Here is a 25,365-nt window from a genome sequence, read left to right as displayed (position 1 = left end):
TTTTTTATTGGGTCAATACATCCGGGAGTTGAGATCATGTATTTTTTAATTAACCTGCTGGGCATCTTCGTTGTAATCGCTCTTGTCTTTGCCTGTTCTCCGCAAAAGAGAGAGGTAAAATGGAAGTCGATTGGAATTTTGCTCGCGGCTGAACTGCTTATTACCTGGTTCATGCTTGGTACAGAAATCGGCGGTAAGGCAATTGGCACGTTTGCTTCATTTTTTACTTGGCTGATTGCATGCGCAAATGAGGGGATTTCGTTCGTCTTTCCTTCCGTCATGGCCAATGACACGGTAGATTTCTTTTTTAGTGCACTTCTTCCTATCATTGTAATTGTCACCTTTTTTGATATATTATCTTATTTTGGTATCTTGACTTGGATTATTGATAAAGTAGGCTGGGTGATCTCGAAAATTTCCGGGTTGCCGAAGCTTGAAAGCTTTTTTTCCATTCAAATGATGTTTCTGGGAAATACAGAAGCACTGGCGGTTATCCGGCAGCAGCTGGTTGTTCTAAAAGAGAACCGACTTCTAACCTTTGGAATCATGAGTATGAGCAGCATAAGCGGGTCGATCATCGGCGCCTACTTAACGATGGTTCCGGCTGAGTATGTGTTCAGTGCGATTCCTCTGAACTGCCTGAATGCACTCCTTCTTGCAAGTATTTTGAATCCTGCAGTTGTCCCTAAAGAGGAAGACATTGTGTACGTTCCGCCAAAAAGCGAAAAGAAGGATTTCTTTTCGACCATTTCCAACAGTATGATGGTTGGAATGAACATGGTGATTGTAATACTGGCAATGGTAATTGGATATGTAGCCCTAACGGCTGTCTTGAATGGTATTCTTGGCTTTTTCGCAGACGGTCTGACCATTCAAAAAATCTTCTCCATCATTTTCAGTCCTTTTGCATTCCTTCTTGGTTTGTCAGGAAAGGATACGATGTATGTAGCTCAGCTTATGGGAATTAAGATGGCGACAAATGAATTTGTGGCTATGCTTGACTTGAAAAATAATCTGAATACGCTCAGCCCGCATACTGTTGCCGTTGCAACGACGTTTCTAACCTCCTTTGCAAACTTCAGTACTGTAGGAATGATTTACGGCACATTCAGCTCCGTTTTAGGAGAGGAAAAATCCTCGATGATTGGGAAAAATGTCTGGAAGCTGCTTGTCAGCGGTATGGCAGTCTCCCTGTTGAGTGCCATGATTGTAGGCTTATACGTTTGGTGAAAAAATGATGGGGCTGTCCAGAAAGTCAATTTTCAAAGCCCCTTTCGCATTATAAAATTGGATTGGTTTCGGCTGATTTCCGCTCCAGGATGCTCAAGCTGAAGCGAGGCGGGCGGTGAGCCTCCGCGGCACAAGCGCCTGTGGGGTCTCACTTGTCCCGCTGCTCTTAGCAAATGTCGCGCACCTTCCGCTCCAATCAGCCTAAACAATAATTGTTCAAAGTACCTATGTAACAACCAAAACCCCCTGAATGCTTACACAAAGCGTTCAGGGGGTTTTGGTTTCAATCATTTCCTCTCTACAGGACTTATTAGACAGCCCCATTTTTTGAATGGCTGATTCCCTGTCTGGCTAAATTATTTATAAAAGGCACATATACATAATAGAGGGGGGGATTTGATGAAATGGATCATGAAGCAAACGTGGCGGAATCTGCTGTTTGTGCATTGGGCGGTTGATCCTGTATGGCTGCAGTCAAGGCTTCCGAATCCATTAAAAGCAGATTTATTTGAAGGGCAGGCATGGATAGGGCTCGTGCCGTTTGAAATGGATAATATCAGGTTAAGGGGATTGCCCTCTATGCCGCTCCTCTCTAACCTTTTAGAGCTGAACATAAGGACGTATGTAACCTGCAAAAACAAGCCAGGTGTATATTTCTTCAGTCTTGATGCGAGCAACCTGATCGGAGTTCAGGTGGCAAGGTCGTTCTTTCACCTGCCATATTACCGTGCTAAAATGATGGCCGGGAAAAAAGGAGAACGGACACAATTCACTTCAGAAAGACTTCACAAAGGAGCTCCACCCGCAAAACTTCATATAGAATATGGACCTGCTTCATCTGAGGTGATAATGAAGCCATCCGCACTCGATCTTTGGCTGACGGAACGCTATTGCCTCTTTACCAAAAAATGTGGCCATTTATTCCGGGGGGATCTTTATCATGAACCATGGAAACTTCAAACAGGAACATGCAGCATTCACGCAGACACCATCACTCCCCCCTTCAGAAGAGAGGAAAGGGATTATTTACATATTTTATACGCCAAGGAGTTGAATACGGAATTCTTTCCATTTGTTAAACTGTACTAATCTTCTGCCGCTAAATTCAGGCACAGCAGCCATTTAAAGAATTTTTACGGTATTTTAACTCTTTAAAAAATTAAAGCATCTAGTTTTATTGAACCAAACATAGTAAGATGGGAGTAGTTCATGAAGTTGAAAATAACAGCCGTTCAGCTGCAAATAGATTAAGTACCCAACTTTCGAGGAGGAAGATATGTCTAAACAAAAACAAGTAATGCTCAAAAAAGACATGGCCCCATTTGAAAAATCCAGTGTAAAATCAAGCGTAAGACAGCTTATTAATACATTTCCGCCATTTTTTCTCCTTTGGTTTGGAGCCTATCAATGCTTATCCGTTTCATATTGGCTGTCCCTTGCTCTCGCAATAGCCGCTTCCGGTTTTGTCATTCGAATCTTTATTATTTTTCATGATTGCTGCCATCAATCGTTTATGAAGACCCGCAAAGGCAATGAAATTCTGGGGATTATCAGCGGCGTCCTCACCTTGTTCCCTTATGAAAAATGGAAGAGAGCCCATTCCATTCATCATGCAACAAGCAGTAATTTAACTAAAAGAGGAACAGGCGACATTTGGGTATTAACGGTTGACGAATATGTTTCTTCCTCTTTTTGGAGAAAAGTCGGTTATCAGCTATACCGCAATCCGCTCGTGATGTTCGGACTTGGTCCAATTTATCTTTTCCTTGTTTCAAACCGCTTTAACCGTAAAGGGGCAAGGAAAAAGGAACGCCTTAATACGTACCTGATTAACTTTTTGATTGCTGGATCTTATGCGCTAATGTGCTGGTGGATCGGCTGGCAGGCGTTCCTGCTTATCCAGGTTCCGATTGTCTTTGTATCTGGTGCCCTTGGAATTTGGCTGTTTTATGTACAGCATCAATTTGAGGATTCCTATTATGAGAATGAAGAAGAATGGGATTATGTCAAAGCTGCTGTAGACGGCAGTTCTTATTATAAGCTGCCAAAGGTCCTTCAATGGGTAACAGGAAACATCGGCTTTCACCACGTTCACCATTTGAGCCCTAAGGTGCCAAACTACAACCTGGAAAAAGCGCATCAATCCACTCCGCCGCTCCACAAGGCGACAACGATTACGCTTTTATCCAGCTTCAAGTCCCTGCGTTTTCACTTGTGGGATCAGAAAAATAGAACGTTCGTCCGATTTAAGGATATTAAGCATCTTCTCCGGAAACCGAATTCAGAAATGTAATAGTTTCAAAAACCTGCAGACCTGCTCTGCAGGTTTTTTTGGCGTTTACGAGGCTTTCCTGTCTGTATATTTTCAGACAGAATCGAAAATGCTAAAAACAATCGAGGTGAAGCGGATGAGCTTAAATTCTCATACTAATCATGATCCATCAGGAAGAACAGGCGGCCAAAACGGACCGCTCTTTTCAGGCATCGCAGACGAAACGGTTTCATACATAAAGAATTCGTTCTTTCAGGCGGATGATCTTAAAATAAAAAAGTTTATGTTCAATGAAAAAAGTACATTTATTCTCTATATAGATTCCATTGCAGACCGCGATATCATCCAGACGAATGTTTTAAAGCCGCTGCTGAATAAGCAAAAAGGAAAGATTGAAGACATTGTGACCATAACCGTCATGCATAGAACAGTGGAGCTTGAAAGCGCTATTGAATCCATGGTGGAAGGACATTGTCTCTTATTTACAGAAGGAGAAGCAGAACTCTTTCTATTGAATGTACACAAAAAAGAGATGGAGACCGGCCAGGAACCAAATAATGAGAAAGTAATCAGAGGATCACACCAAAGCTTTTCTGAAAATGTATTGAAAAACATCCATTTTATCCGGGAAAGAATTAAGAATCCTTCTTTAACCGTTCAATTTCGTTCAGTAGGAAGGACTGGCCAGTCGAAAATGGCAATTGTATATGTCCGGAAGATTGCTAATCCAACCCTCATTAAGGAAGTTGAGAGAAGGCTCAGCTACCTTCAGGTTGATTCCGTTCAGTCACCAGGGTATTTTGAGGAATTTCTCGAAGACTATCCATTTTCTCCGTTTCCTCAGTTTTTGAGCACGGAAAGACCTGACCGTGCAGCGGCGAATTTAATGGATGGCAGAATCGCTATTTTAATGGAAGGAAGTCCGACTGTACTGATTCTGCCGGCCCACTTCTTTACGTTTTTTCAATCATCGGAGGATTATAATCAGCGTACGCTAATTGGATCCTTTTACAGGATTGTCCGAATGATCTCTTTTTTTATTGCATTGGGGCTGCCTGCATTTTATATAGCCTTGGTTTCCTTTAACTATGAGGTAATCCCGGTGGAAATTGTTTTTTCCATTAAAAGCTCACTTGAATATGTTCCGTTCCAGCCGCTTCTTGAAGCAATGATTATGCAGCTTACCCTTGAATTGCTTAGAGAGGCAGCCATTCGCCTCCCGAATGCCATTTCCCAGACAATCGGCGTCGTCGGAGGTTTAGTTATTGGAACGGCGGTAGTGGAAGCCCATCTTGTTTCCAATACCATGATTATTGTAGTTGCCATTACAGCCATCTCTTCCTTCGTCATTCCTTCCAATGAGATGAGCAATACAATCAGGATTTTGGGCTTTCCCATTATGCTTATGTCGGCCCTTTTCGGTTTCTTTGGAATTGTGATTTCTCTAATGCTCATTTTGATTCATCTCGTAAAATTAAAGCCCTTTGGTTGTCCCTACTTTTACCCGCTTGCGCCATTTGACTTCAAGGTTTTTAAGGATACGATTCTTCGCCTGCCAATATGGAAAATGAACGAACGGCCGGCAGATGTAAAGCCGATCTATTCATGGAAGGAATCAAGGTCAAGAGGATGGAAAAAAATGAATAAAAACTTATCAGCATTTCAGCTCTACTTCTTTATCATTCAAACTCAAATTGGGGTGGGGGTTCTTGGACTTCCTTATGAAGTTCACAGTGATGCGAAAGGGAATGCCTGGCTTTCGATTTTAGTTGCGGGCATCTTCATTCAGTTGGTTATCACTTTGTATTGGCTATTGGCCAAAAGGAACCCTAATAAAAATCTGTTCCAATACACAGTCAGCATGCTTGGGGGAATTGCAGGGAGAATCATAAATGGATTATACGTTTTATACGGGATTGCAGTAATGGTTGTCATTCTTGTTTTTGCAGTGGGAATTATTAAGGATTGGGTGCTGGATGAAACGCCCAGATGGATAATAGTAGCCATGCTTTGTCTTGTAGGGGTTTACCTTGGGAGGGAAGAAGCGGAAGTCATTGCGAAGTTTCATGTAATTGTATCGGGATTAATCATTCTGCTTTTGGTGATTACAGGGATTGCCCTTTTTTCCTATCCATTGGAATTCAGGTATCTGCTGCCGCTGTCGCAAACCGGCTGGAAAGAAATTTCAATGGGAGTCAGCAAAGCTTATTTTTCAATGATCGGGTTTGAAGTCCTTTTAATTTTATATCCGCTGGTGAAGACGAAAACTGCAGGAGCCATTTTAAAATCCGCTACATGGGCAAATGTGACGGTTACAGGAATTTACACCTATTTAACGGTAGTCTGTCAAATCGTTTTTAGTCCTGATGAGATGGATATCATTCCTCAGCCGCTTCTTTATATGGTAAAGGCTCTTTATATCCAGGTCGTGGAAAGATTTGATTTGCTTTTCGCATCCATCTGGATTGTCAATGTGTCAACGTCTTATGTAAGTTACTTATTTCTATCTGCAGAAGGAATGAAAATGATTCTTATGAAAGTGAAACGGACGTATATTGCTTATGGTCTTTGCGCCGTAACGTTTTTCATTGCTTTGTTTTTAAAGGATGAGAAGCAGATGCTTGTGCTTAACGATCTTTTGCTAAAATCCAGCTTTTTGCAAATTATTATCATTCCATTTCTTCTCTTGATTATTGCTTTGTTTTTTCACAAAAAGAAAACCAAAGGGAGTATGTGATATGAAGAAAATCATGCTCGCGGTATTGGCTGGTGTGCAAATTTTTATATCTGGATGCTGGGATCAGCGCCTGCTCAAGGATAGCAGACTTGTTTTTGGAACGGGCATAGATCTGGCTGAGGATGAACAATTATATGTGACGGCCGCGATAAGAGACTTCATCGGTGGAATTCCGAGTAATTCAATTATCCATACAAAAGCTCATACATTAAGGGAATCCAGGATGATAATGGACAGGAAAGTATCCGGCCAATTTGATCCTTCCAAAAACAGAATTTTTCTCTTAGGTGAAAATCTCGCAAAAAGTGATCTCTATTCATACCTCGATGTTCTGTACAGAGACTCCAATAGTTCGGTATCTTCCAAGGTGGCTGTAGTAAAAGGGGAGGCAAGTGAGATCATAGATATGGTAAAGGTCGGTAATGTGCTCATTTCCGAGTATTTGATTGAACTTATTGAAAGCGAGGAACAGTCCACGACCATCCCCATTCATAGCCTGCAGACGATCTGTACCTTGATGTTTGACGAGGGAAAAGACTTTGGCCTTCCTTTAGTGAAAAGAATAATGAATGAAGTAACGGTTGACGGCATGGCTCTTTTCCATGATAAATCGCTGACTGGATATCTATCTGTTGATGAGTCTACACTATTACTTTTATTAATGGGGGTAAAGGCTAAATCTGCAAGATATATTAACCGTATTCACGATGGAGAGAAGCCTGAAAAAAACAACTATATCACCTATTCTTTCCTGAAAGTGAAGTCAGGAATGAAAGTAATCCATGCATCCCCCAGAAGTATAAAGGCCGAGGTGAGGATGAAGGCAGAAATTGATATTGCAGAATATCCGCAGGATTCTTTGACCAGTGAAAAATTAGTTAAAGCAATAAATAAGAAAATCTCAGAGCAGCTGACAGCCGAAGCTCAATCCGTCATCAGCAAAATCCAGGAAGCCAACAGTGATATGTTTGGAATCGGGAGAGAATTAATGGCTTACTATCCTCAAGTATGGAAGGATCTTGACTGGAAAAAAGAATATCCATCCATTGAAATCCTTCCAAAAGTTGAAGTCACAGTGACAGAGCATGGGGTCATCAATTAAAAATTTTTGGCTCTGGCCTAAGAGATTGTTGTGTTAAAGATAAATGTAAATTGAAAAATAGAACTGCCCTTAACCTCCCTAACTATTTGTCAAAAACAACAATATTTACGAAAATAGCCAAATTTTTTTGAGTGAATTTTAAAAAAAGTGATCCAAGCCTAAATCTTTTCCGTTAGCTTAACGAATACACAAAAATTAATCGTTACTGCTTGGAAAATGACCTTTTCAAGGAGGAGGTGAAAAGATAAGGTGCATAAGCAAGTAATTCAGGCTGCATTAGTCTTAGGAATTTTTACGGTTCCTGCATTCGCTTCCGCTGAAGGCTTGCTGAGCTCTACTGTGAAAAATACCACTGGAATTGTGGAATCTGTCTCGAATGAAGTTATTGGTGTTTCATCAGAAAAAGAAGATTCTGCTATGGAAGAAAAGCAGACTGCTCCAATCAAAAAGGATAGCAGCACCCATAACGCATTAAGCAAAACGGTTTCTTCCGTAACAGAGTCTCTATCTACTGCAACGGCCAAGGTGACAGATTCCCTATCCGACGGCAAACCTTTAGTAGATTTGATTCTATCAAAGGATCCTTCTTTAAAAGTGAACGCTGGAGCTGTTAACGCAGATCTTTCCAGAAAGCCAAGCGTGAAGGTTGAAACCGGTATCGCTGATGCAGTTCTTTCAGAAAAACCTTCTGTCAAAGTGTATACCGGCGCAGTCAAAGCAGATGTATCGGAAGAACCAAGCATAAAAATCGATACAAACGTGATTCAAGCCGATGTATCCAAAGAACCAAGTATCAAAATTGATACGAAGGTTGTAGAGGCAGAAGTAAACAAGGACAGCATCTCGGTCAATACGGGCAGCACGCCAGCCAAATCAGTCATCCCGGTAAAAGAGGAGCAGCCTAAAAATGAAGCAGATCAAACACCTGCCGAAACTCCGGTAAAGGATGAACCTGCTCAAGCTCCAACCGAACCGAAAGAAAAGGATACGAGAGAAACAATCGAAAAAGAAACATCCAATTCCTTGCAGGCTGCCGCTAAACCGGAAGCAATCAAGAAACCTGCAGCAGCCGTTCCAGCGCCAGTTAAAAAGGTAATCAGCCAAACTGAGCCTGAACGTGCAAAAATCACGGCTAATCCTTCCGAAACAAGCCCGGTAAAAATAGTGAAGGGTACGGAAGACCCGGCAAACGTCAATCCTGAAATGGTTAAAGATAAACTAACCGCCATTACAGTAAGCCAAAGTGCTTCATCATCCTCTACAACAATGATGACAGGAAGCAGCACAGCCGGTTCAGGATGGGCAGCAATCGGATTGCTGAATCCGATGCAGGGAGAATTTATTTTCACCGATCCAATCCATAACACCCAGATGAAGAACTACTATGACCAATGGTTAAACGCTCCGCCGGCACAGCCGCCCCAATCTTCTCTTCTTTTAACTAAAAGCATATAAACAAAAAAACTTTTATTAAAAGGAGAGAATGAAATTATGAAAAATGTACTCAGAACATTAACAGTTACAGGTGCTCTTGCAGCAAGTCTATTTGCAGGCGGTCAAACAAGCTACGCAGCTGAAAAGGAGTCTTTGCTGGACTTAGATAGAATCAATATCTTGGAAAGCGGAGAAAATCAAAGCTTGCTCGAAAACATTAATATTCTGGATCGCAATGACGATCAGCGTGTAAAGGCAGATACGGTTACCGATGGAAACATTAAAACCGATGTGAAAGAAACAGAAGATATGAAAACAACAGTTTCAGAAGCAGAGGGAAAAGCGGGAGCCGCCGCAGCCATTGAAGGCGAAGACACATCAGCCGCAGCGAAAGCAGCCGGAAGCGGAAATATATCCAACGAAACGATCGTTGATAAAGAAAACGACACATATTCTTCCAAAACTGATGCCAAAGCATCTGGTGAAACTGGAGCGATGATTGAAGGCGAAGACACATCAGCCGCAGCGAATGCGAAAGGCGACGCTGGAATCTCGAATGAAACAGTAGTAAAAGAAGATAAATATTCTTCTAAAACCGATGCTAAAGCGTCTGGTGAAACTGGAGCAATGTTCAAAGGCGAAGATACATCAGCCGCAGTGAATGCGAAAGGCGACGCTGGAATCTCGAATGAAACAGTTGTTGACGAAGAAAAAGACACCTACTCTTCTAAAACAGAAGGGAACCTTGCTGGTGAAACAGGTGCTGTTCTTGAAGGAGAAGATGCTTCTGCCGCTGTAAAAGCTAAAGGGAACGCTGGAATCTCCAATGAAACAATGGTTGATGAAGAAAATGATTCTTATTCTTCAAAAACAGAAGGTAGCCTTGGAACAGGGATAGGAACTGTTTTGGAAGGTGAAGAAAGCTCTGCCGCTGCCAACGCTGACACAAACACGAAAATCTGGAATGTTTTCGAAACAAACGATGATTCTTCAAAAGCTGCGATCGGAGCGGATTCCGCTGCAAACTTTGGACTTGGTTTGCAAGGTGAAGATGATGAATCTGTAATGATTAATGGAATGTCTGATATCCTTACTGGACTTTGGGTACAATCAAATGAAAAGGATGATTCTTACGAAGCTGGACTAAACTCTAAAACAAATAATCAACTTGGTTTGAACCTAACGAACGGAGAAGAATCCATGCTTGGTGCGAACGTCGGACTTATGACAGATCTTCAAGCTATGTTCTCTGACAGCGAAGATGGAGACGGAAGCGAAAGCAACTTCAAAAGCGGCCTGAACCTTGGTCTTAACCTTATGCTGAATGGAGCTACTGACTCTGAAGATGGTCTTGATCTAGGACTATAAGAATTACCCCATTACAACGGAAAGACCTGACGAGGTCTTTCCGCTTTTTTTGTTTATTAAAGCCAAATCCGGTTGTGAAAAGAAGGCAGACACCGCTTCCAGACCAAACGATTCTGCCATCTTACAAGAAAACATCACAAAAATACGGAGAGGTCATAAAACCTCTCCGTTCCTAAACTTCTATTCCAAATTCGCATGTTTCCCATACATCGTTTTCGAATCGAGTCCCTTTTTTTCCATGAACTTCAGGATAACGGCGTCGAAAAAAAGGAGCAGGGTTTGTTCAAAAAGTGAACCCATCGGCTGGATCGTTTCTTTTCGGTCCCCGAATTGGTCCTTGGGTGCTCCAGGCATTTTCACAATGAGATCTGCCATCTTCCCAAGAGTGGAATCTGTTGAAATGGTGACGCACGCTATGCTGCCTCCGATGGAACGGGCTTTTTCAGCCATGGAAACAAGACTTTTTGTTTCCCCTGATCCGGATGCGATGATGATGAGATCGTTGTCTTCGAATTGGGGAGTGGTCGTTTCACCGACTGCGTAAGCGTCCAGTCCCATATGCATCATTCTCATTACGAAGGATTTGGCCATTAACCCGGAGCGGCCGGCGCCTGCGACAAAAATTTTATTCGATGCCACTATTTTTTCGACAAGCTCGGCGGCTTCCTTTTCGTTCAGTGCATCTGCTGCAGCATCCAATTCATTCAGAATGGTGCGGAAGAATTCAGCGGTACGCATGGGGTTACCCTTGTTTTATCAGTTTTTGCATTTCAGCGGCTGTTGCTTTTTTGTCATCCTGACCGGTAATGCCGCCTCCAACAATCACTAAATCCGGGTTGGCTTTGATTACTTCTGGCAATGTATCCATTTTGATCCCGCCGGCTACTGCTGTTTTAGCATTTTTTACAACGCGTTTAATGGCTTTAAGATCTTCAAAGGAGTTTTGGCCAACTGCCTGCAGGTCATAACCAGTATGAACGCAAATGTAATCAACGCCGATTGCGTCCAATTCCTTTGCACGTGTTTCGATGTCTTTAACCGCAATCATGTCTACAAGAATTTTTTTGTTTTGTTTTTTTGCTTCTTCTACAGCGCCTTTTATAGACATATCCTCAGCTGCTCCAAGGATGGTAATGATGTCTGCACCAGCTTCAGAAGCCTTCATGACTTCATATCCGGCTGCGTCCATAATTTTGAGGTCAGCTAAAACCTTAAGATTTGGAAAAGCTTTCTTCATTTCTTTTACCGCTTTAAGTCCTTCATTTATTACAACGGGTGTACCGATTTCAACGATATCGATATGTTCTTCTACTTCTTTTACCAATTCAATTGCCTCTGGAATGTTCACGAGGTCTAATGCGAGCTGCAATTCCATCTGTAATCACTCCTGTAAAGTTAGTGTAGAGCAATCCACTTTACTATTCCCAAAAGACTGCCTGAAATAAGCATACTCTCAAATTTATTATTTTGTAAGTACTGACTTAAAACTTACATAGTGTAAAAAAGTATACCATGAGTTATAATGAGGCTTGAGGTGATTTAAATGACACGAACGAAAGATAAATTTTTTAATTGTGAAAAAGAATTAACCCTTTCCGTTATCGGCGGGAAGTGGAAAATGCTGATTCTTTGGCATCTTGGAAAAGAAGGGACAAAGCGTTTTGGAGAACTTAAATCGCTCATGCCTGGAATTACACAGCGGATGCTTGTAAACCAGCTTCGGGAGCTTGAGGAAGACGGGATCGTTCACAGGGAAGTATATCCTGTAGTTCCGCCGAAAGTAGAATATTCCCTCACCATTCAGGGAGAAAGCCTGATGCCAATTCTTGAAGCCATGTATGACTGGGGAAAAAATTATATGAGTGAGTTAGAAGAGAATCCGCTTGAAAAGGCGGCTCAAAAATAAAAAGACTTGCCGCGTCGGCAAGCCTTTTTGATTAGATTTCAATATCTTCCGGTCCTTCAATTACCCGTCCGACATCCGATTCAAGTTTTTCAATCGGATCGCTCTTTTTCAAATCCTTGAATTGAAGTCCTGTTAAAGACTCAATTTTCGATAAAGGAACCTGATATGTTTTGTAATCTCCGTATGCAAATTCCAAATCTCCAATTAAATTCTTTTGTGACTGAAGGTAGGCGGTAGCGGAGAGGGTGTCGTCTTCTTTTACCATGACCGCCACTTTCCAAAACTCTGCCGGAATTTGAATATCGCGATAGGCAAGGTCATCATCTCTGAAGACCGGTCCAGTAAAAATGGTGGCTTTAAATTGATGGTTTTCGGCATTGTCCAGAATATAATTTTCAAGCTCAAGCCACGTTTTTTGGTTCAAATTTTTATGCTGAGGGGAGCAGTTAGTAAAGTGGAACGTATCATCGTTTGCTTTTTTTGCATCTGATCCCCATACCGGATCTCTTCTTCTAACCAGATGACCTCGATCCAAGTCGTTACGGCTGTATAATTCCTCACCTGCTTGATACTTTTCATCAATACGCGGATCGTAATACCAGGAATCTTTATCCCGTTCGATCTCCTTCAGCTGTTTTCCATCTATATTGACAACCGTATAGTAAGCAATTCTTCTCTTTTTACTCATAACAATGGAGAAATGAGTGTAATTAAGCACGTTCCCGCCGGCTTTCACTGGGGCGGCATCCGCTTCCTGAGCCTTGGAGAGCTTCGGCAAAGATACTGTATGGTTGCTTCCGAGGAATTTACTGTCATACCCGGTGGCTTTTTCATATCGGGAAGGCTTTAATTTTTCTACTTTCACCGGTTTAGGATTCGCTTGTTCCGCTTTTCTATCTCCAAGGATGTCAGTTAGAAGCTCCTTTTGGTGTTCTTTAAGAGATGCTTTGTGCTCTGAAAGGAACTTAACAATGCTGCTGATTCGAATTCCTTCATTTGCTGTGTATTCTTCCGGATTTTCAGGATCGGGTACGCCGGCATGGTGAAGAGCCACTATGACCCATTCATCGTTTAAAACGGGTGATCCGGAAGACCCTTCTTGTGTATCTGTAGAATAATGAATGTAATCATCGAAAACATCTGTTATCTTATTATCGCGGATAGCCAGTGACTTAGGTGCTCCGGACGGGTGCTGAATGATTGAAACATATTCTCCGACAAGCCCTTTTCCAGACTGGGCATGCAGGGGGAGAAAGCCGAAATCACTTAACGGAGAGCCATCGGCTGAAATTTCTTCAACAGCTGTAAGGGTAAAATCCATTACTTCGTTAGTAATAAACAATCTTTCAGGAGTAATCCGAAAACTTTTAATCTGCTTTTCTCTTAAATTGAGATCCAATTCATAATTGAATTGAGCCAAACTGTTTATAGCAGCATCTTCGTCAACCAAGACGTGGTGATTCGTAAGCAGAAGGGAAGGGGAAACGAGAAAACCTGTGCCATGTCCAAGCACTCTGCCGATCCGGTCTCTCACTTCAATTCTGCACACAGATTTTGAAGCTTGAATTCCGGATTCCAAATAAGAAATCGGAAACAGGTTGTTTTCACCAACAATTCGTTCAAGTGCTAAGCCATCTCGAGGATTGACAAGTGCTTGCCGGTAAGCGGCTCTTTCAGGAGTATCGACTTCAAGAGGATTCTTTGTCTCCAGCTTTTTTGCCAGTTTTTCACGTTCATTGGAACGATGCTCATACCTTTTCATCGCCTGCTGTTCCTGATGGGCTGAAGATGCTTGGTTCCACTGCTTCTGCGGCTCTTTCACACGAATAATTGTCATGATTCCCTCCTGAACTTTTTTTCCGCCTATATGGTGGACAATTCCATTATAGAAGGGTTTTACCATAAGCTCAAACATTGGCACTGAGAGTTAAGGGTATGATAACCTAATGAATATTTAAATAAGTTGAAAGCAGGTGGAAGGTTTGGATTTAAATTTAAAAGGTAAATTAGCTGTTGTAACAGGGTCAACAGGGGGTATAGGTAAAGAAACAGCAAAAAGCTTTCTTCAGGAAGGCGCCAAAGTCATTGTTAATGGAAGAACAGAAGAAAAAGTACAAAAAGTTGTGGACGAGCTATCCGCATTTGGAACGGTGTATGGAATTGCAGCAGATCTTTCAAAGCTTGAGGGAAGCAATGATTTCATTTCAAAAGTGAATGAAATCGGACCAGTTGATATATTGGTCAACAACCTTGCCTTTTTCGAAGTGAAGTCATTTGAAGAGGTCACCGATGAAGAATGGGAAGATTACTTCCAAACCAATATTATGAGTGCCGTAAGACTCTCGCGCAAATTTTTGCCGGATATGCTGAAACGGAACAGCGGGCGCCTTCTTAACCTTGCAAGTGAAGCCGGAGTCAAGCCTTTGCCGCAGATGATTCCTTATTCGGTAACCAAAACAGCTCTCATTTCTCTTTCAAGAGGATTGGCAGAATTGACAAAGGGAACAAACGTAACGGTAAACTCTGTCCTGCCGGGGCCAACCTGGACTGAAGGTGTCGAGAACTTCATGAAAGGCGCAGCCGAATCGGAAGGAAAAGATCTCGAGCCGTTCACGAAGGATTATTTTATAGAGAATGAGCCGACTTCATTGATTCAGCGTTTTGCAACCGTTGAAGAAGTGGCCAGTACCATTTTGTTTTTAGCTTCGGATAAGGCTTCTGCCATTAATGGCTCTGCCCAGAGGGTCGAGGGAGGCATTATTCGTTCTTTATAATAAGGAGGAATTCACACTGATTAAGCTAACCGAAAATGCAAAACAGAAGCTGAATGAGGCACCGGAGGGCACAGTCTTTGCAATCCCTTTTGATCCCGGAAGCTGCGATATTGTAAACAATGTTTATGAAATCAAAGGAATGAAGGACCGCGATCTGGAAGGCCGCGAAAAGAAAATTTCAGCCGAGGGATACGATTTTATCGTCGACAAGGATTTCGAAGAGGGCTTTGATCATGAACTGGAGATGGACTTCTCCAACAATCATTTTGTACTCCGAAATAAAAATCAGATTTTTAACAGCCGGGTGAGATTAACAGTGGAACAGTAAGGGGAAGGCGGACCGCAATGGGTTCGCTTTTTTTATGGAGATTTTCCGTAACACGGGAAGGGATAAAGCCTAAAAGCACCTGTTGCTTATTGACAATTTCTGAATTTTAGAATAATTTGGTCTTACCAGCATATATTTTGGTCATACCAAAAAGGAGATGGGGAATGTGGAGAGGGCATCAGATCTTGTTGAAAAAGCACTCGTTCAATCCATTCTGGCGTACAAACTTTTGCCTCACACCTCTTTAAAGCCTGAAAGAGAGCTTGCAGCAATCTATGGAGTTGGCAGACCGGCTGTGAGGGAAGCGATTCAAAGAATGGAGCGGGATGGATGGGTTACCTTGAGAAAAGGAATGCCGCCGACTGTAAATGATTACTTGCAGCAAGGGAATCTGATGACGATTGTCAGCCTGCTAAAATCCTATGAGAATATCCCGCGTGAATGGATTAGCTATTTGCTGAAGCTCCGGATTTCGCTCACTCCAGCCTATATCCGGGATGCAGTTGAAACGAAGCGGACAGAGGCCGCCGCACTCTTGATCAGAGCTGATGATCTTAAGCATGCTGCTGATGATTTTGCGAGATTTGACTGGGATCTTCAGCGGGGAATGGCCGCATTGTCCTCCAATCCGATGTATTTGCTTATTATTAATAGTTTTACAGATTTTTATATGGCGATGGCGATGCAATATTTCAGGGAGGAAAGCCATCGGATTGCCTCAGGGAAATATTATAAAGTTCTGCTGGAGGCTGTTCTCGCCGGGAGTTCAAGGGAAGCGGAATCAATAGCAAGGAAGATGATGCAGGATAGCTTGGTGTTATGGGAGGCCGAAAACGAGGAGCTGAAAAAATGAAAAGCAAAGGATTGTACGGTGATTTTTTCCTTCATTTTGATATTTTAGTAATGGGGCTGATACTTATTTTCCTTGGTGCTGCTGTTCTAATTATGAATCCTTCCTGGCTGAACTTAGGTTTTTTTTGTGCCGGATTAATCGTTTTTATTTTCAGCGAGTATTTAACACACCGCTTTCTTTTTCATCTTAAACCGCCGAAAAATCGTTTGTTTCTCCACTTTCTAAAGCGCTTACACTACGATCATCACAAATATCCGAATGACTTAAAGCTTTTATTTCTGCCGGTCTGGTACAGTCTTCCAAATTTTGTTGTTTTGGCGGCCATTTTTTATCTTTTCACAGCGAATGTAATAAGTACAGCCGCTTTCGGCATGGGGCTGATTCTCATGCTGCTCACCTATGAGTGGAAGCACTATGTCGCCCATCGGCCGATCAAACCGCTTTTCGGATTCGGAAAATGGATGAAAAAAACCCATCAGCTCCATCATTTTAAAAATGAAAACTACTGGTATGGCGTCTCCAATCCAATCGGAGATGTTCTGTTTGGGACATTAAAGGATGAAAAAAAGGTAGAAATGAGTCAAACTGCGAAAGATTTAGAGGGAAAAGGTGGATTGTGATATGAACAAAATCGCGCTTATTACGGGGGCTTCCCGTTTAAATGGTATTGGAGCCGCTATCTGCAGAGAGCTAGCGTCTGCAGGAAACGACATTTTCTTTACGGCATGGTCTCCATTTGATCAGGCTGTGTACGAGAAAAATCATGTAAACGAACCCGGGCTATTAATGGAAGAACTGCGCTCAACCGGAGTCCGATCAGAAATGATGGATGCTGACCTATCCGATCCGGGGGTACCTGAGCTGATTTTCAGTGAAGTAAAAAGGAGATTTGGGGCAGAGCCTGATATTCTCATTAATAATGCCGCATTCAGTGTGAATAAGGACATTTTGGAGATGACTGCCCTTGACATGGACCGTCACTATCACGTCAATGTCAGAGGAACGGCCCTCATGTGCGGAGCCTTCGCCCGCCAATTTTCTAAGACGAGCGGAGGACGCATCGTCAACATGACGTCCGGCCAATCACTCGGTCCCATGCCGGGGGAAATCCCTTATGCCGCAAGCAAGGGAGCCATCGACGCTCTGACTGTATCAATCTCAGCTGAACTTGCGCCCATGGGCATCACCGTAAATGCCGTCAACCCAGGTCCCACCGACAGCGGCTGGATGAACAGCGAAGTAAAAGAGCACCTCGCGCCCATGTTCCCCTTCGGACGAATCGGCCAGCCTGCAGACGCCGCGCGGCTCATCCGCTTTTTAGTCAGTGAGGAAGCAGCGTGGATCACGGGGCAGGTGTTGCACTCGGAAGGCGGGTTTCGGAGGTAGTGGGATGGATGGGGGACCGCTGAGCGGGTAGATTCCCGGTCCGTGGTCCTCTTTCAGCATAAATCTTAAATTTTCGGTCAAGTCCATTATTTTGTGTAAAAGTTCATTACCATGTTTTCAACCTTATAAATTGGATAGGGTATGGATCTATAAAGGAAGAGAACTTAGTTCTCTTTCTCATCGTACATGTATTTTCTTTCTCCAGGATCAAGAGATTTTTCATAGTCCATCAAGACAGCTCCGATTAGACGAAAAGCAGACTGGGTGTTGGGGAAGATCCGAATGACACGCTCTCTTCTCCTGATTTCCGAATTTAGGCGTTCCAGATTGTTCGTGGTCCGCAGCTTCTTTTGAAAGCCCAGTGGCTCATTCATGAATTGGATGGCATCTTCAAAGCCATCGTCCAATAGAGACAAGACCGTTTCATATCCGCGCTCTCCATCATAGGTCTGCATAAACTCCTCTTTTAAAGCTCTAGCGTCCTCTGGTTTTGTGGCATCAAAAATACGCAGGAGGGCGTGTTTTAATTCTTCTGCCTGTTTCTTCGGCATGCGGTCAAAGAGGTTCTTTTTAAAGTGGAACGTGCATCTCTGCCAGCTGGTTCCGACAAAGGATTCCTGAATCGCTGCCTTCAAGCCCTTGTGGGCGTCTGAAATCATCAATTTGGGAGATTGAAATCCCCTGGATTTGAGGTAGCTAAAGAATTGCGTCCAGCCTTCTTTGGATTCGGAATGATTGACAGCCAGCCCAATGACTTCCCGTTTGAGCTGGGAGTTGACCCCAACGGCCACATAAACGGCTTTGGAAACTACACGCTGATGTTCGCGGACCTTAATATACAAAGCGTCCACAAACACATACTTGTAGTACATGACATTCAGGGGTCGGCTAGCCCACTCGTTCACGATGGGATCAAGTTTTTTGGTGATCGTGGAGACAAGGGACTTGGACACACTTTCCCCGCAAAGCTGTTCCATGATCTTCGTCACTTTGCGGGTCGAAACCCCGTTGACGACCATTTCTATCATAGACAAGACGAGTGCTTGGTCCGCACGCTGATACTTCTCGAATACAGATGTGGAAAACTCCCCGTTTCGGGTACGAGGGACTTTCAGGTTGATTTTTCCGATGGAGACGAGAAAGTCTCGGTCATAATAGCCATTCCGGTAGTCTGTACGGGCACTCGTTCTTTCATAAGCATCCGCATTCAGGTGCTCATCCCTCTCGGTTTCCATCATTTGATTGAGAATGAGGACAAGTGATGATTTCACCACAGCGTCCAAGTTGGAATTCATGAGGTGGTCTTTTAAGTCCTCTACATTTAGGGTAAGATTAATTTGGGTCATATTCATCCTCCATTACATTTTTTCTTGGTCGAAAACATTGTAACATGAGGGTGATATGACCCTTTTTCTATTTACACAATTATATGGACTTTACCAAATTTTCATCATAAACGTCTTAAAATTCATCATAAATCAGAAAAATTCATCATAAGCTGCCTGAAATTCATCATAAATCGAAAAAATTCATCATAAGGGCTGTTAACTAATAAAAGTTAGTATGAAAGAAGGGGAAAGATCCTGAATTGGAGAATATATATAAACCCAAAAGAAAGGAGAAAGCATTTTGATTAGAAAAGAGAGAAAAATTCCTATAAAAATACTTAAATTAGAGGCTCTTTTGAGGAGGCTGTCAAAAGCGCATCTGAAATATCCTTTAATAAAAGAAGATTTATCCAAGATAAAAGCAGGGTATAGAGGAGAACAGTCACTTGATTATTACTTAAGCTTCCTCTCAAACGAAAAGTACCATATTCTTCATGATCTTCGTCTCCCCCACAAAACCCATCATTTTCAGATTGATTCTCTTCTCCTCTCACCAAACTTTATTCTAATAATGGAAATTAAAAACATAGCTGGAACGTTATACTTTGATCATTCTTTCCGTCAATTTATTCGGACGATCGATGGTAAAGAAGAGGTATTTCCTAATCCGCTTTTTCAAATTGTCAGGCACAAAATGCAATTAACTAATTGGTTAAAAGAACATCAAATTCTAAATGTCCCCGTTGAAAATCTATTGATCTTCAGTAATTCCTCCGCTATTATAAAATCGTCCAATCCGCATTCCCATACAATGAAACCTATTATTCAAAGCGCAGAGCTTATTTTAAAGATAGAAGAACTTGAAAAAAAATATACGATTCCTATTATTACAGATAAGCAAATAAAGAAGATAATAAAAAATTTGTTGAAAAATCATATTGCATTGGAGGTCGATGTTCTAGGCTCGTACAGCATTCTTCCTCAAGATATCATAATAGGAGTTGTCTGTTCTCATTGCGGGTCTTATCCAATTGATAAGATCAATGGAAATTGGAAGTGTAGAAATTGTGGTAATCTAACTAAAAGAGGGCATCTGGACGCACTAACTGACTATGCATTATTATTTGATACAAAAATCTCAAACAAAGAAATGAGAAGCTTTTTAAACCTCAATTCAAGAAATGCTGCCGCTTATTTGATGAGAAAAGAAGGATTTCCAGCAGAAGGCGAAAAAAGGGGCACAGTTTATAATTTATCCAGCTTAATCGAGTAATGAAAGGGGTTTAAGAGTATGCACACCCACATCCCCACCCACCTCCAAAAAATCCAATCCACCCACCAAGTCAAAATCTGCTTCGCCGTCGAAGCCGGAAGCCGCGCGTTCGGTTACGCATCAGCTAAAAGCGATTATGATGTGCGCTTTATTTATATCCACCGTCCGGAATGGTATCTTTCTATAGACAAAGAAAGAGATGTGATAGAGGTGCCTGTCAGCGATAACCTGGATATAAGCGGATGGGAAATGACGAAGGCACTAAGGCTTTTCAGGAAATCGAATCCGTCCTTGCTGGAGTGGCTCTATGCTGATACGTATTATGAGGATCGTTTTTCCGTTGCCCATGAGCTCCGTTCATTGAACCGCACATACTTTCAGCCAAAACCGGCGCTTTTCCACTATTTAAGTATGGCCGCAGCAAATGAGAGGAAGATCAGCGGAGAAGCGATACCTATTAAGCCTCTTTTAAATCTTATTCGTTCAATCCTAAGCGCAGGCTGGATTAGGGATCGTGGTACTTTTCCTCCGAACACAATGGAATCTTCTGTTTGGGCACCTTTTATAAATATGAAGAAATCCGGTTCCACGGATCCCATTTTGTTAAATAAAGAAAAGCAGGCTTTTATTCACCGTGAAATGGAAGAATTGAGAGAATACGCCGAATCTTTAAGACAAAATCCCGCAGATCCCACCGCAGAACTGAATCTTCTTTTTCTAAATACACTAAGAAAAGCCTGGTCTGAGAGCAGATTTCAATAAGAAATCTGTTTTTATTTTTGGCTATGTTAAAGCATGGTGTTGATTTTTTGACACCTGTTGATAGGAGCGGAAGGCGTGAGACTCCTGCGGGAGCAGCGGGACAGGTGAGACCCCGCAGGCGCAAAGCGGCGAGGAGGCTCAAGCAGCCCGCCCCGCGGAAAGCGAACGCCTGCTAGCTGCAATCAACAGCTAAGTTTAACAGAGCTTTATTTTAAAAAAAGTGATCCATTAGGTAAACTGTCCCGTTTACTATATGTAAAACAAAAAAAAGGGAGTGAATAGCTATATGAATATGAAAAGAATACTAATAATGATGATGGCTTTACTGCTTTTTATCCCGACTATGGCTATGGCCGCAGGAGAAAAGGCACAGCCGACGGTGTCAACACCAGCAGCAGATCTTAGATCGACTTTGGACCAGCTGTTATCCGAGCACTTTGTTTTAGCAGTAATGTCCATGACGAAGAAATATGACGGAGCTGCTGATGCAGAACAAGTACAAGCAGCACTAAATCAAAATGCAAAAGATATGACGCCAGCCATTGAATCCATTTACGGTAAAGAAGGCGCAGCACAGTTTGAAGAAATTTTCCTTGGTCATAACACATACACAGACTCTCTAGTCGAAGCAGCGAAAAGCGGAGATGCTGAAGCGCGCAAAGCAGCTGAAGCTGAAGTTCAGGAATTTGTTGACAACTTCGCTAAATTCCTTGGAACAGCTACTGAAGGAAAACTTCCTGAAGCAGCAGCAAACGAAGCTCTTCGTGCACATGAAGATGATGTAATGAAAGCATTCGATATGCATGTAAAAGGTGATTATGAAGCATCATACACAGCTTTCCGCGAAGGTTATGCACGGATGTTTGTCATCTCTAAAGCATTATCTACAGCAATCGTTTCTCAAATGCCTGAAAAATTCGAAAACTCTAAAGCAGATACACCGGCAGCTGACTTAAGATCTAACCTGAATATGCTTGCTTCTGAGCACTTTGCACTCGCCGCAATGGGTATGCAAAAAGGCTTTGATGGAGCAAAAGATTACGATTTCGCAACTTGGGCTGAAGATATGCACACAGCTGATTTCAAAGCAGCCATCGCTTCAATTTATGGTGAAGAAGGCGGAGCACAATTTGAAAAAGTATGGCAGTCTAAACACATCACAGCACAAGCTGATCTAGCTGCAGCGGCTGCACAAGGCGATGAAGAAAAAGTAAAAGCAGCTAAAGAATCTCTAAGCATGTTCTCTAAAGAATTTGGTGCATTCCTTGGTGCAGCAACGGAAGAAAACCTTCCTACTGCAGATGCTCAAGCAGCAGTAAAAGAACATGAAGACACAGTCATCAAAACGTTTGATAGCTATGCAGCAAAAGATTATGACACAAGTACAGCTTCATTCCGTGAAGGATATGCTTACATGTACGGTGTAGGTGAAGCACTTGGCGGAGCAATCGTAAAACAAATGCCAGACAAATTCATGGCAGAAAATATGCCTTCTGATATGCCTAAAACAGGTATGGGCGGTACAGCAAATGATCAGTCTCAATACATGATGTATGCTGCACTTGCTGGAATTCTAGCTCTAACTGGCGGATTAGTTATTCGTAAAAGAGCAATGAATAAGTAATAGACCGGGGATAGGAAAAAAAGAAGAGAACTCCTTCTCTTCTTTTTCCTATGATATCTATTCTTTTGAAGCGGAGGTGTTTTCGTGAAATGGTTCCTCTCAATTGTTTATGTAGGACTGTTCACCCTATTCATTTATAGTGCAGCTGATTATTTTTTCTTAAATAACCAAGAACCAGCGGTTAATGCAACGCAGGATGAGAGAAAGACAGAAGAAAAGAAAGATGCAGCGCCAGCTGTGATAAAGACGAAGCTTCCTCTTAATAAGGAGTTTCCAAGAATCAAAGAGCAAATTGAATCCATGAACGGATTGACCTCCGCCTTTAAAGGATTGGAGCCGGTGAAGGTGGAAATTCCTAAAATCAATGTCTCGGGCAGTATTGAAAGTGTAGGAACCCTTCCGAGCGGTCAGATGGATGTTCCGAAAGATGATAATAATATCGGCTGGTTTGAACCGGGAACGAAGGTGGGTAATGAAGGAAACGCCGTTTTAGCAGGTCATGTAGATAATAAGACCGGTCCGGCTGTCTTTTACAACCTTAAGAAGCTTGAAAAAGGCGACGAAATTAAAGTGAAGGACAATCAGGGAAAAGAGCTTGTTTTTATTGTGAAAAACAAGGTAAGCTATCCGCGTGATAAAGCCCCTCTAGATGATATTTTTGGGAGTACAAGCAGACGGAATTTAAATTTAATTACTTGTACAGGAACATTTGACCGCTCTAACCGAACTCATGAAGAACGTCTCGTCGTTTATACGGAGCTCAGAGACGATTTAGTTAAACAGATTGAAACAAATGCGGAAAACCCTGAAGCTCCTACCAAAGTGGAGGTAAAAGGGAACTTGGTTTCATGGCATGCGGTCAGGGATGAAAAAATCATCGGATACCGTGTCTATCGCAAGAACAGTAATGGAACGAAGGAGCAAGTGGGAAGTGTATCTTCTCTTGACCGTAAAAATTATTTAGATCCTGATTCAGAGAGCTCCATCTACTCCGTCACGTCTGTCGATATTTACGGACAGGAATCCCATTTTGCAAAATGGACAACTGAAAAATAATAAAGAATCCCGCTGGCTATTCGGCGGGATTTTGTTTGTATTTTTTGGGTTTATACCTCAAGGCATGAACTCCGCCATCTCTCTTTCAGCTCACCGTCTCTCACGGAGGCCGCAGCACGAGGCAGGTCAGTTCTGCGTTGTGACAGGACGTCGCGCCTTTAGCAGAACATCCTTACTAGAAGCCGCCTCCGCTTTTCTCATTGTCCAGCTCCGGGCGCTATGCCGCAGAGCCATTCCCCCTCGGTCGAGGCAAAGAACGCCTCTCGGTCGGGGGCTCCAATGTCCCAGTCGGCATGACCAAGCGCCCTCCGCTTTTCTCATTGTCCAGCTCCGGGCGCTATGCCGCAGAGCCATTTCGCCCCCTCGGTCGAGGCAAAGAACGCCTCTCGGTCGGGGGCTCCAATGTCCCAGTCGGCATGACCAAGCGCCCTCCGCTTTTCTCATTGTCCAGCTCCGGGCGCTATGCCGCAGAGCCATTTCGCCCCCTCGGTCGAGGCAAAGAACGCCTCTCGGTCGGGGGCTCCAATGTCCCAGTCGGCATGACCAAGCGCCCTCCGCTTTTCTCATAATTTCACATCATTCTCTCATTCTCTTACCAAAATCTTCTTATAAGATTAAGACATCAGCAAAGATGATCGAGTGAATAACGTGAGGGAGGAATTCATAATGGGTTACTATGACGAGCATTCAAATCATAATCAGGAATCTTCGAGCCGCTTTGAGGGTGGAAAGAAACCATCCAAGCCCAGCCGCTGGAAGCCGGTTCTTTCTTCGATAACGAGCGGTGTGGTCGGAGGGATGATTGTTCTTGGGGTTTATCCGATGCTTGATAAGCAGCAGGAATCGCCGGCTGTGCAATCAGCTCCGAATGAGCAAACTGCTTCACAAAGTGCTTCCAAATCAGCGAATGTGCAAACGGTGAGCAATTCTACGAATGTTGCGGATGTGGCGGAGAATTTATCTCCTGCAATTGTGGGAATTGCGAATTTGCAGCAAAGTCAGCAGAGCTTTAGTGATACGGCTCAGGAAAGCAGTACGGGCTCCGGTGTAATCTTTAAGAAGGATGGTAAGGATGCCTTTATCTTGACGAATAATCACGTGGTTGAAGGGGCACAGTCGCTTGACGTTTCCTTATCTAATGGGAAAAAGGCAAAGGGAGAGCTGGTTGGAGCAGATCCTTTAACAGATTTGGCTGTTCTTCGCATTAATGCGGATGAGGCTCCGGGTATGGCGCCAATCGGTGATTCCTCTAAGCTTCGTGCTGGCGAGAAGGTGATTGCGATCGGGAATCCGCTTGGCATTGAGTTCTCCCGCACTGTAACGGAAGGAATTATTAGCGGAACGGACCGGAGCATCCAAATCGATACGTCGAAAGGACCTTGGGAATTAAACGTTCTTCAAACGGATGCGGCCATTAATCCGGGAAACAGCGGCGGCCCTCTTATCAATATGAACGGTGAGGTCATTGGCATCAATAGCTTGAAAATCAGCCAGAACGGTGTAGAGGGTCTTGGATTTGCTATTCCAAGCAATGATGTGATGCCGATTGCCAATCAGCTGATGGAGAAAGGACAGATTGATCGTCCGTTCCTTGGGGTTACCCTTGGAGATATTGAGCAAATTCCGCCTCAAATTGCGAGCGAGCAGCTCGGTCTTCCAGAAGGAATGACTACCGGTGTGTACCTGGAAAAAATTCAATCGGGTTCTCCGGCAGAAAAAGGAGGACTTGAGAGAGGCGATGTCATTACTGCCCTGGATGGTAAAAAAGTGAAAAATTCCAGTGAGCTGAGAAAGTACCTTTATGAAAGCAAGTCCATTGGCGACAAGGTGAAAGTCACGGTTTATCGCGATGGCAAAAAGCAAGAGGCTACTCTTACGCTCACTGCTCAAGAATAGATTGGCAAAACCCTTCCCCCTTAAATAGATAAAAGG

22 protein-coding genes are annotated in these 25,365 nt (G+C 42.9%); 18 read left to right on the top strand and 4 right to left on the bottom strand.

What is annotated here, in order from left to right:
* Positions 1-36: 36 nt before the first annotated feature.
* The 7 genes from J9317_RS17365 (at position 37) to J9317_RS17335 (ending at position 10,143) form a co-directional block, all read left to right on the top strand.
* Positions 37-1,230 (top strand): nucleoside transporter C-terminal domain-containing protein, encoded by a 1,194-nt coding sequence (locus tag J9317_RS17365; RefSeq protein WP_211560915.1) that lies wholly within the window; start codon positions 37-39, stop codon positions 1,228-1,230.
* Between the two features lie 399 nt (positions 1,231-1,629).
* Positions 1,630-2,319 (top strand): YqjF family protein, encoded by a 690-nt coding sequence (locus J9317_RS17360; protein ID WP_211560913.1) that lies wholly within the window; start codon positions 1,630-1,632, stop codon positions 2,317-2,319.
* Positions 2,320-2,506: 187 nt separating this feature from the next.
* Positions 2,507-3,523, top strand: a complete 1,017-nt coding sequence (gene desA, locus J9317_RS17355; RefSeq protein WP_211560911.1) for a Delta(5) desaturase DesA — start codon at positions 2,507-2,509, stop codon at positions 3,521-3,523.
* A gap of 115 nt (positions 3,524-3,638) precedes the next feature.
* The gene (locus J9317_RS17350; protein ID WP_211560909.1) at positions 3,639-6,239 is read left to right on the top strand and encodes an endospore germination permease; all 2,601 of its coding nucleotides are present in this window, start codon (positions 3,639-3,641) and stop codon (positions 6,237-6,239) included.
* A 1-nt stretch (position 6,240) separates the two neighbouring features.
* Positions 6,241-7,341 carry a Ger(x)C family spore germination protein gene (locus J9317_RS17345; protein WP_211560906.1) on the top strand — a complete coding sequence of 367 codons (1,101 nt, stop codon included), beginning with the start codon at positions 6,241-6,243 and terminating at the stop codon, positions 7,339-7,341.
* Positions 7,342-7,590: 249 nt separating this feature from the next.
* Positions 7,591-8,796, top strand: coding sequence for a hypothetical protein (locus J9317_RS17340; protein WP_211560893.1), 1,206 nt, complete (start codon positions 7,591-7,593; stop codon positions 8,794-8,796).
* Positions 8,797-8,832: 36 nt separating this feature from the next.
* Complete coding sequence (locus J9317_RS17335) at positions 8,833-10,143, top strand: hypothetical protein (protein ID WP_211560891.1); 1,311 nt, start codon at positions 8,833-8,835, stop codon at positions 10,141-10,143.
* A gap of 180 nt (positions 10,144-10,323) precedes the next feature.
* Here the strand turns inward: J9317_RS17335 and hxlB are convergent, their stop codons facing one another.
* Together hxlB and hxlA are read right to left on the bottom strand one after the other, a co-directional pair.
* The gene (hxlB, locus tag J9317_RS17330) at positions 10,324-10,881 is read right to left on the bottom strand and encodes a 6-phospho-3-hexuloisomerase (RefSeq protein ID WP_211560888.1); all 558 of its coding nucleotides are present in this window, start codon (positions 10,879-10,881) and stop codon (positions 10,324-10,326) included.
* Between the two features lie 4 nt (positions 10,882-10,885).
* The gene (gene hxlA, locus J9317_RS17325; RefSeq protein WP_211560886.1) at positions 10,886-11,518 is read right to left on the bottom strand and encodes a 3-hexulose-6-phosphate synthase; all 633 of its coding nucleotides are present in this window, start codon (positions 11,516-11,518) and stop codon (positions 10,886-10,888) included.
* A 168-nt stretch (positions 11,519-11,686) separates the two neighbouring features.
* Between hxlA and hxlR the strand changes: the two genes are divergently transcribed.
* The gene (hxlR, locus tag J9317_RS17320) at positions 11,687-12,049 is read left to right on the top strand and encodes a transcriptional activator HxlR (RefSeq protein WP_211560884.1); all 363 of its coding nucleotides are present in this window, start codon (positions 11,687-11,689) and stop codon (positions 12,047-12,049) included.
* Positions 12,050-12,080: 31 nt separating this feature from the next.
* Here the strand turns inward: hxlR and J9317_RS17315 are convergent, their stop codons facing one another.
* Entirely contained in the window at positions 12,081-13,886 is a 1,806-nt protein-coding gene (locus tag J9317_RS17315; protein WP_211560882.1) for a DNA/RNA non-specific endonuclease, read from the bottom strand.
* A gap of 145 nt (positions 13,887-14,031) precedes the next feature.
* Here J9317_RS17315 and J9317_RS17310 point away from each other — a divergent pair, with 145 nt between their 5' ends.
* From J9317_RS17310 to J9317_RS17290, 5 genes are all read left to right on the top strand, one after another.
* On the top strand, positions 14,032-14,823 hold the full coding sequence (locus J9317_RS17310; RefSeq protein WP_211560879.1) for an SDR family NAD(P)-dependent oxidoreductase: 792 nt from the start codon (positions 14,032-14,034) through the stop codon (positions 14,821-14,823).
* On the top strand, positions 14,777-15,151 hold the full coding sequence (locus J9317_RS17305; protein ID WP_211560877.1) for an iron-sulfur cluster biosynthesis family protein: 375 nt from the start codon (positions 14,777-14,779) through the stop codon (positions 15,149-15,151). The genes J9317_RS17310 and J9317_RS17305 overlap by 47 nt, the downstream gene beginning before the upstream one ends.
* Positions 15,152-15,308: 157 nt before the next feature.
* On the top strand, positions 15,309-16,004 hold the full coding sequence (locus tag J9317_RS17300; protein WP_211560875.1) for a GntR family transcriptional regulator: 696 nt from the start codon (positions 15,309-15,311) through the stop codon (positions 16,002-16,004).
* Positions 16,001-16,624 carry a sterol desaturase family protein gene (locus J9317_RS17295; protein WP_249292224.1) on the top strand — a complete coding sequence of 208 codons (624 nt, stop codon included), beginning with the start codon at positions 16,001-16,003 and terminating at the stop codon, positions 16,622-16,624. The genes J9317_RS17300 and J9317_RS17295 overlap by 4 nt, the downstream gene beginning before the upstream one ends.
* A gap of 1 nt (position 16,625) precedes the next feature.
* Positions 16,626-17,390, top strand: coding sequence for an SDR family oxidoreductase (locus J9317_RS17290; RefSeq protein WP_211560871.1), 765 nt, complete (start codon positions 16,626-16,628; stop codon positions 17,388-17,390).
* A 164-nt stretch (positions 17,391-17,554) separates the two neighbouring features.
* On the opposite strand, the gene J9317_RS17285 is transcribed toward J9317_RS17290, so the two are convergent.
* Positions 17,555-18,736: an IS256 family transposase gene (locus J9317_RS17285; RefSeq protein WP_211557504.1), complete on the bottom strand. Its 1,182-nt coding sequence runs from the start codon at positions 18,734-18,736 to the stop codon at positions 17,555-17,557.
* Positions 18,737-19,019: 283 nt separating this feature from the next.
* Here J9317_RS17285 and J9317_RS17280 point away from each other — a divergent pair, with 283 nt between their 5' ends.
* The 5 genes from J9317_RS17280 (at position 19,020) to J9317_RS17260 (ending at position 25,329) form a co-directional block, all read left to right on the top strand.
* Entirely contained in the window at positions 19,020-19,991 is a 972-nt protein-coding gene (locus J9317_RS17280) for a nuclease-related domain-containing protein (protein ID WP_211560869.1), read from the top strand.
* 18 nt (positions 19,992-20,009) lie between these two features.
* Entirely contained in the window at positions 20,010-20,753 is a 744-nt protein-coding gene (locus J9317_RS17275) for a nucleotidyltransferase domain-containing protein (protein ID WP_211560867.1), read from the top strand.
* Between the two features lie 286 nt (positions 20,754-21,039).
* Positions 21,040-22,377 (top strand): copper amine oxidase, encoded by a 1,338-nt coding sequence (locus tag J9317_RS17270; protein ID WP_211560865.1) that lies wholly within the window; start codon positions 21,040-21,042, stop codon positions 22,375-22,377.
* A gap of 84 nt (positions 22,378-22,461) precedes the next feature.
* Positions 22,462-23,433, top strand: coding sequence for a class F sortase (locus tag J9317_RS17265; protein ID WP_211560863.1), 972 nt, complete (start codon positions 22,462-22,464; stop codon positions 23,431-23,433).
* 666 nt (positions 23,434-24,099) lie between these two features.
* On the top strand, positions 24,100-25,329 hold the full coding sequence (locus J9317_RS17260) for a S1C family serine protease (protein WP_211560860.1): 1,230 nt from the start codon (positions 24,100-24,102) through the stop codon (positions 25,327-25,329).
* Positions 25,330-25,365: the final 36 nt, after the last annotated feature.

The sequence above is a fragment of the Metabacillus flavus genome (genome assembly GCF_018283675.1).
GTDB classification, from domain to species: domain Bacteria; phylum Bacillota; class Bacilli; order Bacillales; family Bacillaceae; genus Metabacillus_B; species Metabacillus_B flavus.
This window is presented reverse-complemented; position numbering and strand designations above follow the sequence as displayed.